A 15,308-nucleotide genomic window follows, 5' to 3' on the forward strand; every position below is an offset into this window, starting at 1 on the left:
AGAAACAATGCGAGCTTCACAAATACGGCGTCATCTTGGCAGCGCAGCGACAGCGTTGCCCCGTACCGCGTCACGTGCGTTAACCGCGCAAGACGGTGCCAGCGAATTCTTGCTCAATCTTGAATTCTCGCCGCGCGACTATGTCGCCTACCTGCTTTCAATCGATGCGGAAATCGAACACTGCCTGATGGTGCAGTACCTGTACGCGGCCTATTCCCTGGGCGGACCTCAGGTGCCGCCGGTGTTTCGCGATACGGTACGCAACTGGCAAGAGGTGATTCTTGGCATTGCCAAGGAAGAGATGGGGCATTTGATCTCTGTGCAAAATGTGCTGCGGCTGATTGGCGCGCCGCTGCACTTCGAGCGCGAAGATTACCCGTGGGATGTGCCGTTTTACCCGTTCCCGTTCATGCTGCAGCCGCTGACCCTGGATTCGCTTGCCAAGTATGTGTACACGGAAGCGGCAGTGGGCTGGAATGGCGGCGCCCTGGGCGATGAAATCAGGGCGCGGGTCGCCACCCAGACTTCGAATCCGCACCAGGTCGCGGAATTATTCGACACGCTGATTCCGCTGGTGGAAGACCCGCTGTATCTGCCCGACTATGTATTCCAGCCCGACACTTTTTCATGCCAGGCTAATTTCGCCGAATGGGGGCGGGGCTACCAGGGCGGCAACCGCGGCAACAGCGAAGGCAGGAGCGTAGGCAAGACGCCGGACGTGCTGGTGGTCCCTGTGACTTGCCGCGACGATGCGGTGAACGCCTTGAAGGCAATCGCCAAGCAAGGGGAAGCCCCGCATGGATCGGAACCGTCGCATTTTGTGCGGTTTTTGCGCGTGTACGTTGAAATGCGCGCGGCGCAGAACAATCAACCCTGCAGCCTTGAGCAGTGGAACAATGCGCGCCCGGATGATTTCCTGGCGGATGCATGGGCGCACTCCTACCCTGACATCGGCGCGGCGCTCCAGGCCAGCCACGGGACATGGAGTGCATCGCGCCCGGTTGCGATCAATCCCTATGTGTCGCTCGATACCGACGAAGAGCCGGAGCAAGGGGGCACGCCGGCTACGGCAATCACCGATCCGGAATCGGCACTGTGGGCGACGCTGCACAATGTGCGCTATCGCATGCTGCTGACCTATCTGATCCACAGCTTCACGCTGTACGGCGGCTTGAATGCAGCGGGATTGATCACGCCACGCGGCACAATTGTGAATGCTACGTTCGGGGAAATGTATAACCTGCGCGCCATCTCGGAAGTCCTGATGCAATCCCCGGTTTCTGCGACGGATCCCAATGCAGGATTCGCCGGTCCGCCATTCCAGATGCCCTACACACTGAACAGCCCGTTCGGTGAAGCCGACCGCTGGATCGGTCATCTCGACCTGCTCACCGCTTCCGAGGGCTTGATTGCGGCCCTGCTGGCGACCAGCAGCCCGGCCCGGCATGCCTACCTGCACAGTTTGCGCGAAGCGGATAAAAGCATGATCGCGATTGCGAAGCGCATTTTGTCCGGCAGCATCGATCCCGCCTTACTTTAGGAGCCCGCCATGCCGATCTTAGAACTCCGCATCCTGCCGCCCATCGCCATCGGACGCTTGGGAGCTGCAGCAACACCGCTGGAAGCGTTTGACCTGGAAGTCAATCCCGATCAGCCGTTTGACTACCGCCGGATCGTGCCGCGCCCGAGCTTTGACGTCGATCCGGCGAGCGGCGAAATCCTGCGCAGTTATGTACCGGACACCATCCGCTTCAAGGATGAAAACAAGAAAATCCGGCCGGTCGCACCTTTCCTGGAAGTCTATGCGCGCACCAGCGAGCTGCCGGAAGAACTGCAGCCATTGACGCTGGCCTTGCTGCAAGCGGAAAACCTGGACCTGAGCGCGCTGCATTGGGATATCGATCTGGGCAACATCAAGATCTACCGCCGCACCAATAATAAAAACGACAAGATCCACGCCAGCCTGCATACCCTGAAAGACCATCAGCGCCATGCGATGGAAGGCCATTGTCCCAATTTTCACCCACGCAAAAAACTGCCGCTTGGCTACATCCAGTTCATCAAACCGAGCGCGCTATTCCCGGAAATCCGGCTGCGCTATACGCCGGCTGCCGGCATTGTGTATGGCACCCGGATGAAACGGCGCGAATCGTACCAGGACCTGGAGTTGCACGATGATCCGGTGATCGATCACGAAGACCTGGTGCTGTACGACGAAAAAAACGGCGACTGGCTGAACTACACCGAAAGCACCGGCCCGACGCTTACCAACCCGGCCGGCATCTACGCCGGCTACGCCGATAAAGACGGCAACCAGGTCAGCTGGGGCTACCTTGACGATGAATGCGACGGCGTCGCGCGCATCGGCTTGACGCGCAAGGATGGCAGCCAGTTATGGGCGCACGGCTATATCGGCGCCGGGCCGCCGGCGTTCGCGCCGGACACGCTGCCGATCCGGGTCGTGTCGGACGAAATGGAGCAAATCCTGTACGGCCCGGAAGTGGCGGAAGAAAGCGTGTCGCTCGACGCCGCAACGGAAATCGTATTACGGGCCCTGGAAACGGTGCGACTGATGAATTCGGCCGTGATGAACGGCAACCCATTCAATGGGCAACTGAACGTGGCGAGCACCATGGTGCGGCAAAACAGCGCCGATTTCGAACGCTATTACGAACCGATTGCAGCTCCATCCATCGTCGACAACCTCGCCTTGCGCGCCTTGCATGAGCGGGTATTCAGCACCTTGAGCGCCGGTGGCGCGCCATGGTTCGCCAAGGTATTGCGCCAGCCTGAGGAAATCGGCGACCTGTCGTCGGAAGGATTGCGCAAGATGCCGGCCCTGATGCGCGGCGCCGATGGCCGCAGCCTGACCCTGACCCGGCGTCACATCAACATGGTGATCAAGGCCGCGCGCAATGCGATGTTTGGCCAAACCAATCCAGACGGAGACAAAAATGTCCGGTAAAAACTTGACGATCCGCGCCAGCAACCTGACGGCGCAAATCCATCATCGCGGCGCAGGGAATCCGGCCTCGGTGCTGCCACGCAGCGCCATCTCCAACTGCTTCCCAGGGCTCGAATTCGATTTCCGGAATTTATGGCGGCGTGCTTTCGAAGGCATCGTTCTGGTTGAAAACAACAACTACGTCGTCGAAGCCGATCCGCAATTCCAGCATCTGGCGACACGCCGCTTGCTGCGCTTTGCCGGCCTGGATGTCGGCACCATGGTCGCTACCAGCGGACCGGTAATGCCGAATGGTTCCTCCGGCACCTTGGCCAGTTCCGCCAATCCGAATGCGGTCTCGTTCATGGAATGGTCGAATTCCTTCGCCCGCATCATGCACTTGCAGGGGCAGGTGGTTGAGTGTGAATTTACCGCCTATGCCGGCGCCACCGATGAAGTGCTGCTAACGTCGGAAACCGAAACGCTGAAGGTTAGTCTGACCATGCGCCGTTTCTTTGAAGACGAAACCGCCACCATCAACAGCGACATGCTGCAACCGGGGGAGTTGACCCAAGGTTTGTGTGCGCCCTGGCAAAACGACTATCGCGAATGCGCCTGCTATTACTGGGCCGCGTCACGTCCGGACTATGTGAACGTGGAGCCGGGCCAGGACGGTCTTTCCAAAGGCGATATGTGGTTTGCAAAGAAACGCACCGGCACTTACATTCCAGATAATCGGGTCGATACCCGTCTGTGGTCTTACGATGACTTATTCAAATCCTGGCAAGAGGATCTGCAGTTCGTCATCCGCGGGAAAGATGCTGATGAAGCTTGATCAGGCGGCGCCGCACGCTTGCAGCCGGACTCCCGCAGCATCGGCCGCTGCCGCGTCGGCAGCCGGCATGGCCCCCGCGCTGGCAGCACGTATCGCCGAGGCTTCACGGCCACGGCAACGCGACGCCCATCTGATCGAAGATGCGCAAGGCGCACAGCTGCTGGTGGTGAACGGCAGTCGTTTATTCCATTTGCCGCCCGCACTGGCAGCCGAATTTCGGGCAGCGCTGGATGGCATGGACGACTCCGTCGTGCAAGGCTTGATCGCCAGCAGCGGCTTGCAATCGGCGCCGCTGATCGACGATACGCCGCTGGCTGCGCCGCCGGTGCATGCCTTGTCGCTGGCGATTGCACAGAAGTGCAATCTTGGATGTACCTATTGTTACGCACAGCAGGGCGAGTTTGGCGGCAAAGCCAAAAACATGGAATTGGAGACGGCCAAGCAAGCCGTCGACCTGTTGCTGGCCAAGGCCGCGCCCGGATCCAAGGTTAGCCTGGCTTTCATGGGCGGCGAGCCGCTGGCCAATCGTCCGGCGCTGCGTGCAGTCACCCGCTATGCACAAGAACAGGCCGGGCAACGCTCAGTCGATTGCCGGTTTTCGATCACGACCAATGGCAGTCTATTGCAAACGGACGATGCCGATTTTTTCGAGGAACACGGTTTTGCCGTTACCGTCAGCCTGGATGGCCCGGCCGAGCAGCACAACCGCTTGCGGCCCTTTAAAGGCGGCAAAGGCTCTTTTGATCAGATCATCGAACGTGTGGCGCCGCTGCTGGAGCAGCAACGCCGGATGCAAGTATCGGCGAGGGTGACCGTCACGCCATTCAATCTGAACCTGCCGCGCACGCTGGATTTATTCATCGATATGGGCTTCCATAGCGTCGGCTTTTCGCCACTGTTGCGAGCCTCCAACGGACAGGCGGAAATGGCACCGGAGGATATGGAAGACATGTTGCAGGGGATGATCGCCTGCGGCCTGGCGTTTGAACAGAATGTCATGCTGGGGCGGCGCTACCCCTTCATGAATATGCAAAATGCCCTGCGTGAAATTCAGCGCGGCACGCATCGTCCTTACCCCTGCGGCGCCGGCGCCGGTTATTTCGGCGTTTCTGCTGAAGGCGAACTTTCGGCCTGCCATCGCTTTGTCGGCGATGAGGCTGGCAAGATGGGCGATCTTGCCACAGGCGTCGACGCCGGCCGCCAGACCGTATGGCTGGAACAACGCCACGTACACCAGCAACAGCCCTGCAATTCCTGCTGGGCGCGCTATATGTGCGGCGGCGGCTGCCATCATGAAGTACTGGCGCGCGGCCGCAGCGCCTGCGACTACATCCGCGGCTGGCTGCATTACACCATCGGTGCACACGGCCGCCTCGGCCAGCTCGCGCCAGCCTGGTTTGCCGGCTCCGACAGCGCACACACGGGGTGACATGCAGCATCAGGCTGATATGTTCATCATCGGCGCGGGCCCGGCCGGCTTGTGTGCGGCGCTGCGTTTGCAGCAACTCGGCTATCGCGTTGTGCTGATCGAACGCAGCGCTGCCTGGCCACGGCCCCAGATTGGCGAAGCCCTGACCCCCGGCGTAAAAAACATTATCGACTTTCTGGACGCCAACCAGGCCCTGGAGAAAGTGCCCCACCTGACCCGTTTGCCAACCCGCCTGAGCTGGCGCAGCAGGACTGCCGAAACGGTAGTCCACGCCGACGCCGCGGTAGTCGATCGTTCGGCCCTCGATGCGGCCTTGCTGCAACTGGCGATTGCACGTGGTGTAGAAGTGCACCAGCCAGCCAGTCTCGATAGCGTTGCCGGCAGCGCAGGAGACTGGCGACTGGTTTTTTCAACGCCAGGCGCCGTGCATCAAGTGCATGCCCGGATGATTCTGGATGCCCATGGACGTCAAAGCAGCCAACCCCGGCAATTGCTGTGTGCGCCGCGTTTATCCGCCATGTGGGCAGAAATTGCGGAAAGCGACATCCCGTCCGAATTAGCGCATGTCACTCAGGTGGAAGCGCTGGAGCAAGGCTGGCTGTGGGGCACCCGCCTGCCGGACCGGCGTTATCGCATCATGCTGCTATCCGATCCAGTTACTTCCCGCCAGCTCAGTTCCAGCCGGCCCGAATCGTGGCTGCGCCATAATTGCAGCGCAAGCAGCTTGTTCGCCAGCGTGGCCCAGCAGCCACTTTGCAGTCCCTTGCAAATGTGTGTGGCGACGCCGTATGTGGCGATCGACAGCTGGCAGGACGGCCGTCTAAAACTTGGCGACGCGGCATTTGCCTTAGACCCGATATCATCGTCCGGAGTAGAAAAGGCGATGCGGTTTTCATTGCAGGCAGCGATAGCGATTCACACCTTGCTGCAGGCTGGTAATGCGGCGCAACGAACCCTGGCGCATGATTTTTACCGGCAGCGCTTGATTGAAACCCATGCCCGCCATCATTTCTGGACGGCGGCATATTATAAGCAGGCCTGGTGCAGCCAGCAGCCATTCTGGCAGGAGCGCTCAACGCCAAAGATAGCAGCGGTGCCCGGCAATCACGAAGCCTCGCTCATGATCGAGGCGCTGCAACGGGAAATTGAACAGCTAGCCAATTACCGCGAACCGGTAATTCAAGCCGGCCTGGATATGCAAACCAGTCAGATGATTCGCTTCCATCACCTGGTGCAGATAGTTTCGCTTCCCTGCGTAACGGGCGACAAAGTCGAATTGCTGCCTGCCATGCGGCATCCGCACCTGGAACGCCCGCTGGCGTTTTGGGAAAACGAAGCGATACTGCCGCGCCTAGGGATTTTATCGCAAAAAACCACGCTATCTTCAATGCTCGACATACTGGGTCAATCCATGCCCCTTCAAAAAGCCCGGCGTTTGCTGACCTGGCTGTGGCAGCGTGGACTAGTGGAAATTGTGAGCGATTGATTGTGGCGGAGAGGGTGTATCCGCTCTCCGGCCGTCTCAAAGCCCGGCGGTATCAATGCCACTAATTAGCACGATTTTTAGAAATGGAATCATGAAGCCGGATGGAATGGCTTCATGCTCAGCCTAGTCATCGCTTTGCTCCGTCGTGTCGTACTTACGATGTTTCGCAAAGTCGGCGCCAAGTTCCAATCCTGATGTGGTTTGACGATGCGGCTACCACAATCCATAGAACGAGAAAATTGCGGCAAGGGCTGCGACATTGTTTACCTCCTGAAGCTAAACACATCACGGGGGATCTCCCTTAACGTGGATCCGATCCTCATGAACCGCTTCCGTGCATGGGATTCGGTTTCCGCAAGTTCGCGTGCAGCCGTTCGGAACACGAGGAGTTCGAAGAGAGCAGATGAGGTCTTGCATCTACGATGCGTTTCAATAAGCTAGACGGAACTGTCTGTTTTGACAAAAGTTGATAAATAAAAATTGCGATATCGGTTAACTTTGTGGGCGTTGAAAACATATATGGATACAGACAGGGAAATTTAACGCCGCTGATTGCAATGTGATTTTTTCGTGCGTTCGCTTGCTTGCTGGAAGACGCATTGCCTTGCAGAAATAAAAGCCGGTGAATTCATCTGGTCCGTAAATATAAAGAAATGCATTTTCTTGCCGCTTGCTGCAATGGTGGCTGCTGTCTTGTCGCGGCGGAGCCATTCATGCTGTCTGGCCTGTGCGGAACACATGCTTGAAAAGAGGGGATAAACCATGAATTTGAGAATGGCGGGATCGCGCTTGCGAATCGTTTTTTCCGTACTGCTGCTAGGCTTCTGGGCGGGCTGTATCGATGGCCATGCCGCGCCCTCGCTGGCGATGTCGCCGGCAATGGCGGATCCCCTTGCCGCAACGCCAGCAGACAATACGGTGTCCGCCTTTCCGTCGACGGTCGCCCCTGCGGAACAGCCTGCAATCATGCATCAGCGGTTGACGGACGCGGAACCCTTTGCAAGCACTCCCGCGGCGCCGCGGCTTTCTGCCAGCGAGCAGCGCAGCGCTGACATCGCGGCGACAATTACCGTGGTTGCGGAAAAAAACATCATACCGCCGGCAACGCCGGTTGCGGCGGCGCCCACGGCCCAGCAATGGGAAGTCAAAATCTCCGATCGCACATTGAATGCCACCTTCGCGCGCTGGTCCCACAGCGCCGGCTGGCAGCTGAGCTGGGAACTGCCTGCCGATTATGCGGTGGAAACCCATGCTGTCATCAATGGCACTTTTGAAGATGCGGTCAGCGCGGTAGGCCTCAGCCTTGGCGCGGCTAATGCGCCGGTCAAGATGATCTTCTACGCAGGAAACAAGGTTCTTCGAGTAATTGCCAAAGGGCGGGGATGATGCGGATAAAACTATGCGTGACGACCGCAGCAATCCTGCTGCTGGCCGGCTGTACCGGATTGCAGGAGCACATCGTTGACCGCGGCATCGAAAGCGGGGAACGGGCAGGTCGCCTGGCAAAGGAAGTCGGTCATAGCGAAGCGCTTGCCAGTGAACGCAGCAATGTCGTCCATGAGGCGGGTATCTGGCTGGGCAGCAAAACCGTCAAGCTGGAGCGCTCCACGCTGCCGCCGCTGTTCTATGAACCGGCAGTGTTCGATCGGACGGTTTCTTCCTTGAGCGAAGTGGCCGAGCGCATCACGCTGCGTTCTGGCTTGCCGACCAAAGTCCTGCCGGAAGCCTTGCAGGTGGCGTCCGGCAAAGCCCATGCGAACCGGCCGCAGGCAATGGGTGGCGCCAATGGAGACGCCGGTGCGCCGGCGTTTCCGTCAAGCGCGATGCCTGTGATTGGCGGAACCGCCAATACCGACGCCCAGGCTGCTGTACATATTTCCTTTAGTGGCGGCAGCTTCAAGAGCCTGCTCGATGCAATTGCCGCGCGATATGGCGTGTACTGGAAATACGTGGACGGCACGATTCAGTTTTTCTATACCGAAACCCGCAGCTTCCAGATCCGTGCGATTCCAGGCGAATCGGCATTGACCGCGTCGGTCAACAGCGGTTCGGTGACGGGCGACGGCGGTGGCAGCGCCGGTGGCGGCAGTGCCGCATCGAACGGCGGCAGCGCCAGCTCCAGCAATACCCAGAATACCGCGGTGAAATCGCTGCTGTCGGTTTATCCGAGCATAGAGAAATCGGTGGCAGCGATGCTGTCGACGCATGGAAAAGTGGTGTCGTCGCCGGCGACCGGCATCATCACCGTGGTCGACACGCCGGACGCCATGGCGCGCATCGCTGATTTCATTGAAAGCGAAAACAAATCCTTGTCGCAGCAGGTGATGCTCAACGTTACTGTGTTGTCGGTGACCTCCAGCGAGATTGACAACTACGGCATCGACTGGAAACTGGTGTACGGCGACCTGTTCAAGAAATACGGCATCACCAATACCTTTTCGGCAGGCAGCGATATTGGCAGCACTTCTTTCTCCGCGGGCATACTAAGCACGGCTACCAGCAAGTTCGCAGGCAGCTCGCTCATGATCAACGCCTTGTCGAGTCAAGGCAAGGTACGGCGCCAGACCACAGCTTCGGTAGTGACCTTGAACAACCAGCCAGTGCCAGTACAGGTCGCGACTCAAACCTCGTACCTGAAACAGTCGGAAATCACGCTCACGCCGAACGTCGGATCCACCGCTTCGCTGACGCCGGGAACCGTGACTGCCGGTTTCAACATGACGATCCTGCCGCACGTCTTGAGCAACGGCACGGTGATGTTGCAGTTTTCTGTCGATATTTCGACCTTGCGCCAGCTGCGCAAAGTCGCCAGCGGCAATAACACGATCGAAACGCCGGAGGTCGATACCCGTAACTTCCTGCAGCGCGTATCGATGAAGTCGAATGAAACACTGGTCATCAGCGGCTTTGAACAGAACGAAGACGATCTTAACCGCCAGGGCGTCGGCAAGGCGAATAACTATCTGTTCGGCGGCGGCTTCCGGGCGCAGGGCAACAAGGAGGTGATCGTCATTCTAGTGACGCCGGTCGCCACCGACGGCGCCTGACAGGATACGGCCCGCATCATGCCCATCCATATTACACAGATCAGCACGCGCAAATTCATTTGCGGCCTTTTCTGGCAATCGCTGTCGCGGCCCCGCGATCTGCTGCGCGAAGCTGCCGAACTGGGCGGCAAGATCGACTCCGACCTGCTGGTGCTGCGCAACGAGCATGGCAATGCGCAGGCCGGCTATGCGCATACCCGTGACGGCGCGCGGCGCGGCATGTATTCGCTGGCCGCGGCGATCTCGAACAGGATCGCGGCCGATGGCGGCTATTACGACGAAGGCAGGCAACCGGCAAATAACTGGCTCGCCGCGTTCAGGCTGCCCGACGATATGTGGGCCTACTTCGCGGTGCGCGATTCCAATTTTTTGCCGAATGGGGATTTTGCCGGCAGCCGTGAAGAAGTCATCGACAGGCTGCTGGGCGATTATGCGCTGGGCGGCTGGAATATCGTCATCGGCGATGCAGAATTGGAGGCGCTTGGCTTTCATCATTTTTCCAAATGCTCGATCGAGACGCTGCTGGAAGATGAAAAGAAAGGTCGGATCCGTACCAGGAGATGGTGGGCGCTGCGTCAAGTCCGGCCCCGTTTGTCGCCGTTGCATCTGATCGTGATTGCCGGGATCCTGATTTTGCTTACGGCTGCCGGTGCGCTTTCCTGGAACACCTACAAGCAAAAGAAGGAACAGGAAGAACGTGACCGCGCGCTTGAGGCCGCGCGCCGAAAAATGCTGGGCAAAGCGGTTCCGGGGCAGATGCCGCATCCATGGCCGGCGGCGCCGCTGCCGCAGGCCATGGCCAAGGCATGCGTCGACAAGCTGACCTGGATTGCGCCGGGCGGCTGGACCCTCGACGAATTCGTTTGCAGCGCGCAAAAGGTCAGCTACAAATGGTCGCGCGGCAGCTCGACCGCCGGTTACTTGCTGGCCAAGCTGCCGCAGGCAGCGCTAGAGATCAATGGCGACAAGGCCGGCTATGCGGAATCGTTGGCGCTGCCGGCCGGCGGCGACGAGAAATTGCTGGATGCCGAGCAGGCGCTGCGGCCATTGCAGAGCCGCTTTCAGCTGCTTGGCATGCCGTTGAAAATAGCGCTGGTGCCGCCACCCAAGCCTATGCCAGGCATCGCGGAAAAAGACGTGCCGCTGCCGGACTGGCAGACGTATTCATTGAAAGCAAGTACAAGCGGCATGCCGCCACTGGAGGTGGCCGCGATTCTCGAAAAACCGGGAATCCGGATTCAAAAAATTTCATATCGCGCGAGCACATGGACGTTTGAAGGGGTCATGTATGTCAAATAAGATGAAACGGTTTCTTGTCATTTCCTGTCTTGTACTCCCTGGCGCGGTGCAGGCCGACTCCATTGCCGACAGCCTGTCGCGGATTGAAGCCGAAACGCTGATTTTGAAGGCGCAGGAAAAACAGATCCAGGTGAAGGCGCAGATTGCCGATCGCGAGGCGGAGATCGCCAGTAAGCAGCTGGCCAGCGGCCGCGCCAGCCGCTCCGCTACCTTGACCGATCCGACTGTCAAAGGCGTGGAAGGGATAGGGCGTAATCTGGTTGCTTCGCTGCTCCTGGAAAATGGCAGCAGCATTGACGTCAAAGCCGGCGAGACGCTTGCCAACGGCATGAGGATCGTATCGATCCGGTCTAACGAAGTCATTGCCGAAACCCAGGGCCGGCGGCGTGTCAGGCTGGCCCCGGCGGCGCCTCAGGCGCCGGCCGGCGCCACCGCCTATCCAGCCTATCCGACCGCCATGGTAGCGCTGCCGCCGCTGGCTCCCATGACCCCGGCCAAGGGAGCGGCGCGATGAACTTGTCTAGCGTGCAGAAACAACGCCAGGCCGGCGCCAGCATGGCAGCTGGCGGCCACAGCTTGTCGTCGCAGGCTGCGTACATCGATTTCTCTGCTATCAATATCCTCAGCAAGAAGGGTATTTACGCCTGCGGCCAGGAAGAAAGAAAATTTCTCTGCCTGTTGTCCGACGACCGCCTGCTGATTGCTGAAGGCCATGGCCTCAATCCACATGTGCTGTCGTATCGCGCCCGACTGGAGCGCATGAAGCACGCATACAGTGCCGTCTTCACGCCTATCGCGACCATACATGAGGCATATCAGGTCGATGCGCCGGATGACGGCGGCCGGAGGCAGGAGCACTCCATGATGCAGGTGACAGCCAAGGGCTTGTTGACCAAGGCCTGTCTGGACCGCGCCTCGGACATCCATATCCGGGTGCGCAAGCACAGCACCGAGTTCTATTTCCGCATCCATAACGACCTGGTCAAGGTCGGCGCCCAGACCCGCGAATACGGCGAGCGGCTGCTGGCAACCATGTACGGCGCCATGACGGCGGTTTCAGACAACTCGTACAAGCCGACCGAGCGCCAGGATGCCAGCATCGGCGACCGCGACAAGCTGCCGGACATGCTGTACGGGGTACGCATCGCTACCGCGCCGACCAATGAGGGCAGCGTGATGATCTTGCGTCTGCTATATAACGACGCCGGCGAGAATAGCGACGTGCGCCATCTCGGCTTTGACGCGGTGCAGGCCGGGCAGGTGCAGGTACTGAAGGAACAGCCGATCGGCTTGAACATCATCAGCGGCCCTACCGGATCGGGCAAGTCGACCACTCTGCAGCATGTGCTGGCTGGTGAAATCGCCGAATCGGACGGCCGGATCCATGTGCTTACTATCGAAGACCCGATCGAGTACCCGATAGCCGGCGCAGTCCAGACTTCGGTGACTAACGCCAGCACAGAAGAAGAGCGTTCGCGTCTGTTTTCGGCAGCAATCGCCAACGCCATGCGGCTCGATCCCGACACCATGATGATCGGCGAGATTCGCGACCGCGCTTCGGCGCAGAATGGCTTGCGCGCCGCCATGACCGGGCACCAGGTATGGACCACGGTCCATGCCAACAGTGCGCTGGCGATCGTCGACCGCCTGGTTGATCTCGGCTTGCCGCTGAGCCTGGTGGCCGACCATAGCGTGGTCACCGGCCTGGTCAGCCAGCGCCTGGTCAAGCTGCTGTGCCAGCACTGCAAGAAGAAGCTGGTCGAGCACGAACATGAAGTGAGCGGCGCCATCCTGGCGCGCGTCCGCCGCACCGTCGGTGCGGCGCTGCCTGCGGTCTGCATTGCCGGTCCGGGTTGTGAACATTGCCGCTCGCAGGGCACCACCGGCCGTACCGTGGTCGCGGAGGTGATTCTGCCGGATCCACGCTTCTATGAATACATCCGTGCCGGCGAAAAAATCCGTGCATATGAATACTGGCTGCGCGAACTAGGCGGCAAGACCATACTCCAGCACGCGATAGAGAAAGTGGCGGCAGGCATGGTCGATCCGCGCATGGCGGAAAAGACGGTTGGCCATTTGCGCACCCAGCACCACCTGAACGGGACTGCCGATGCAGCTTGACATCAACCGGCGCTGGGCCAGGTTGCAGTTTGGCGGCAACGCCAGGCTGCGCCTGTATCGCAAGATCGCCAAGATGCTGGCCAATGGGCTACCGCTGCTGAAGATACTGGAAGAGTTGCAGGCGCGCGCCTCGCATGGCGGCAAGAAGCCTAACGAGCCGCTCGCGATTGTGCTGGACGACTGCCGGCGGATGGTGCAGAACGGCCGTATGTTGTCCGAAGCTCTGCTGTGGTGGATCCCTGGCACTGAGCAGATGATCATCATGGCTGGCGAGCAGGCCGGCCGCCTGGAAGGTACGTTGGTGGCAGTGATCGATGTGGTGCAATCAGGTAAGAAAATCAAGGCGGTGATTATCGGCGGCGTGGCCTATCCGATTGCCATCTTCGTCTTGATCGTGGCTTATATCTATATTTTCGGCACCCGTGTGATTCCGCAGTTCGCCCGCATGGTTGACCCCGCCACCTGGCATGGCGCAGCGCGCTCGCTTTACCTGATGTCGCAGCTGGTGCAGCAATGGATGCCATACCTGGTGATTGCGCTGGTGCTGCTTATGTCCGCCATAGTGGCGTCGATGCCGCGCTGGTGCGGCAATCTGCGGGTGCTCCTGGATCGCTTCGCTCCCTATTCGGTATACCGGCTGATGGTCGGCAGCAGCTTCCTGATGGCGTTCTCTGCCCTGCAATTTGCCGGCGTTACTGTTGAGCGCTCTCTGAGCCGGCTGGCCAATGCTGCCCAGCCATGGTTGCGCGAACGGCTGGACGGCGCTTTGCTCGGCGTCAAGTCGGGACTGAACTGCGGCGAAGCACTCAGGCGCGCAGGTTACGGCTTTCCTTCAGACGAGGTGGTCGACGATCTGTGCGTCTATGCCGGCTACAAAGGTTTCGGCGAAGCGCTCAAGATCATGGCCGACGAATGGATGGAAGAGGGCGTTGAAATCATCACCAGGCAAATGAAAGTGTTGAACGGTGTGGCGATTGTGCTGCTGGCAATCGTCATCGGGTGGCTGGTGACCGGATTCTTTGGCATTCAGCAGGAAATTGCCGCCATGGCCCGGGCGGTTCATTGAGTTTTTAACCAAGGGGAACAATATGCAAAATACACGCTTCATGAAATCGAAAAAACCTTACACCATTCGCCGCCAACGCGGCGCCTCCCTACTGGAAGGTATTGCCTATCTGGGGATCGCGGCGATTGTGATCCTGGGCGCGGTATCGCTGCTGATGAGCGCGTTCAGCAGCGCCCAGACCAATCGCTCGTCGGAAGAAGTCATTTCGATACGCACCGGCGTGAAAAAATTGTACATGGGGCAGTCGGCAGCCTATGGCGACGGCTCGCTGAATGAACAGCTGGCGACTGCCAAGGTTTTCCCGAGCACGCTGGCGGTGAGCGGCGCCAACGTTACCAATACCTGGAACGGTGCGGTGGCGGTCACCGGCGCCGGCGCCAATTTCACCATTTCGTACGCTGGCGTGCCGCAGGATGTTTGCATCAATCTGGTGAGCGGCAATACCGGCTGGGTGAATGTGGCGGTCAACGGCGGCGATGCAATTGCTCAATTCCCGGTAACGCCGACCGCGGCGACCGCTGCCTGCACCACGGCAGCCAATGAGATTGTCTGGACCGCGCTTTAACAGCGGACGGCGCAGCTCAAGGGAGACGTGATGTGGATGACATGGATACTGGTGGCGATGATGAGCCTGACCGGCTATTTTTTCCTGGAAGACCAGCTGAAGAGCCCGCAGCCACCGATCCAGAAAACGCTGGATCTGGCCGCCAGCATGGCCACCTACCGACAGACCGTGATTGCCTATTTGTCCCGCAATCCCGCGTTTGCCGGCGATGCAGTGCCGGAAGCCGCCTTATCCAGCTATTTGCCGTCTTGGTATGTCAGCTATCCGTCATGGAAAAATTATCTGAGCGCCGACGGCACGATCGTGATCTATGCCCCGAACCTGCCGCCGCTTGACATCGTTCCCGATATTGCACGCCTGTCGCAAAATTCTCTGCTGGCCGGCGTTGCCGATCTCAAGAGCGGCACGCTGCATACGCCGGCGGCAGGCGATACCGGGATTCCGTTGCCGGCCGGAGTGGCGCTGCCGGATGGCGGTCCGGTCTGGCTCGCCAGGCGCAACCAATGACAACGTAAT

The 15,308-nt window shown here is 59.4% G+C and carries 14 protein-coding genes; 13 read left to right on the forward strand and 1 reads right to left on the reverse strand.

Annotated elements, in window-relative coordinates; genetic code table 11:
• Nucleotides 1-7: 7 nt before the first annotated feature.
• The 5 genes from BCF11_RS13350 to BCF11_RS13370 are packed head-to-tail and all read left to right on the forward strand — an operon-like array spanning nt 8 to nt 6,694.
• Nucleotides 8-1,540, forward strand: coding sequence for a ferritin-like domain-containing protein (locus BCF11_RS13350; protein WP_098495155.1), 1,533 nt, complete (start codon nt 8-10; stop codon nt 1,538-1,540).
• A 9-nt stretch (nt 1,541-1,549) separates the two neighbouring features.
• Nucleotides 1,550-2,965 carry a hypothetical protein gene (locus BCF11_RS13355; protein ID WP_098495156.1) on the forward strand — a complete coding sequence of 472 codons (1,416 nt, stop codon included), beginning with the start codon at nt 1,550-1,552 and terminating at the stop codon, nt 2,963-2,965.
• Nucleotides 2,955-3,779: a hypothetical protein gene (locus BCF11_RS13360; protein ID WP_098495157.1), complete on the forward strand. Its 825-nt coding sequence runs from the start codon at nt 2,955-2,957 to the stop codon at nt 3,777-3,779. The genes BCF11_RS13355 and BCF11_RS13360 overlap by 11 nt, the downstream gene beginning before the upstream one ends.
• Nucleotides 3,769-5,208, forward strand: a complete 1,440-nt coding sequence (locus BCF11_RS13365; RefSeq protein ID WP_233212476.1) for a radical SAM protein — start codon at nt 3,769-3,771, stop codon at nt 5,206-5,208. The genes BCF11_RS13360 and BCF11_RS13365 overlap by 11 nt, the downstream gene beginning before the upstream one ends.
• A 1-nt stretch (nt 5,209) precedes the next feature.
• Complete coding sequence (locus BCF11_RS13370; RefSeq protein ID WP_098497491.1) at nt 5,210-6,694, forward strand: NAD(P)/FAD-dependent oxidoreductase; 1,485 nt, start codon at nt 5,210-5,212, stop codon at nt 6,692-6,694.
• A 539-nt stretch (nt 6,695-7,233) separates the two neighbouring features.
• Here BCF11_RS13370 and BCF11_RS28320 read toward each other — a convergent pair.
• Nucleotides 7,234-7,608: a hypothetical protein gene (locus BCF11_RS28320; protein WP_233212477.1), complete on the reverse strand. Its 375-nt coding sequence runs from the start codon at nt 7,606-7,608 to the stop codon at nt 7,234-7,236.
• Between the two features lie 4 nt (nt 7,609-7,612).
• On the opposite strand from BCF11_RS28320, the gene BCF11_RS13375 reads away from it, so the two are divergent.
• Genes BCF11_RS13375 through pilM form a run of 8 tightly spaced genes read left to right on the forward strand, consistent with a single transcriptional unit; the run spans nt 7,613 to nt 15,299 of the window.
• Nucleotides 7,613-8,080, forward strand: coding sequence for a toxin co-regulated pilus biosynthesis Q family protein (locus BCF11_RS13375; protein ID WP_233212478.1), 468 nt, complete (start codon nt 7,613-7,615; stop codon nt 8,078-8,080).
• Nucleotides 8,080-9,741: a PilN family type IVB pilus formation outer membrane protein gene (locus BCF11_RS13380; RefSeq protein ID WP_098497492.1), complete on the forward strand. Its 1,662-nt coding sequence runs from the start codon at nt 8,080-8,082 to the stop codon at nt 9,739-9,741. The genes BCF11_RS13375 and BCF11_RS13380 overlap by 1 nt, the downstream gene beginning before the upstream one ends.
• Before the next feature lie 18 nt (nt 9,742-9,759).
• On the forward strand, nt 9,760-11,040 hold the full coding sequence (pilO2, locus tag BCF11_RS13385; protein ID WP_098495159.1) for a type 4b pilus protein PilO2: 1,281 nt from the start codon (nt 9,760-9,762) through the stop codon (nt 11,038-11,040).
• A 1-nt stretch (nt 11,041) separates the two neighbouring features.
• Nucleotides 11,042-11,554 (forward strand): type IV pilus biogenesis protein PilP, encoded by a 513-nt coding sequence (gene pilP / locus BCF11_RS13390; protein WP_158229195.1) that lies wholly within the window; start codon nt 11,042-11,044, stop codon nt 11,552-11,554.
• The gene (locus tag BCF11_RS13395; RefSeq protein ID WP_098495161.1) at nt 11,551-13,161 is read left to right on the forward strand and encodes a GspE/PulE family protein; all 1,611 of its coding nucleotides are present in this window, start codon (nt 11,551-11,553) and stop codon (nt 13,159-13,161) included. The genes pilP and BCF11_RS13395 overlap by 4 nt, the downstream gene beginning before the upstream one ends.
• On the forward strand, nt 13,151-14,227 hold the full coding sequence (locus tag BCF11_RS13400; protein ID WP_098495162.1) for a type II secretion system F family protein: 1,077 nt from the start codon (nt 13,151-13,153) through the stop codon (nt 14,225-14,227). The genes BCF11_RS13395 and BCF11_RS13400 overlap by 11 nt, the downstream gene beginning before the upstream one ends.
• A 22-nt stretch (nt 14,228-14,249) precedes the next feature.
• Nucleotides 14,250-14,792 (forward strand): type 4 pilus major pilin, encoded by a 543-nt coding sequence (locus tag BCF11_RS13405; protein WP_098495163.1) that lies wholly within the window; start codon nt 14,250-14,252, stop codon nt 14,790-14,792.
• 30 nt (nt 14,793-14,822) lie between these two features.
• On the forward strand, nt 14,823-15,299 hold the full coding sequence (pilM, locus tag BCF11_RS13410; RefSeq protein WP_098495164.1) for a type IV pilus biogenesis protein PilM: 477 nt from the start codon (nt 14,823-14,825) through the stop codon (nt 15,297-15,299).
• Nucleotides 15,300-15,308: the final 9 nt, after the last annotated feature.

Origin of the sequence: Collimonas sp. PA-H2 (genome assembly GCF_002564105.1) — a bacterium.
Lineage (GTDB): Bacteria > Pseudomonadota > Gammaproteobacteria > Burkholderiales > Burkholderiaceae_D > Collimonas.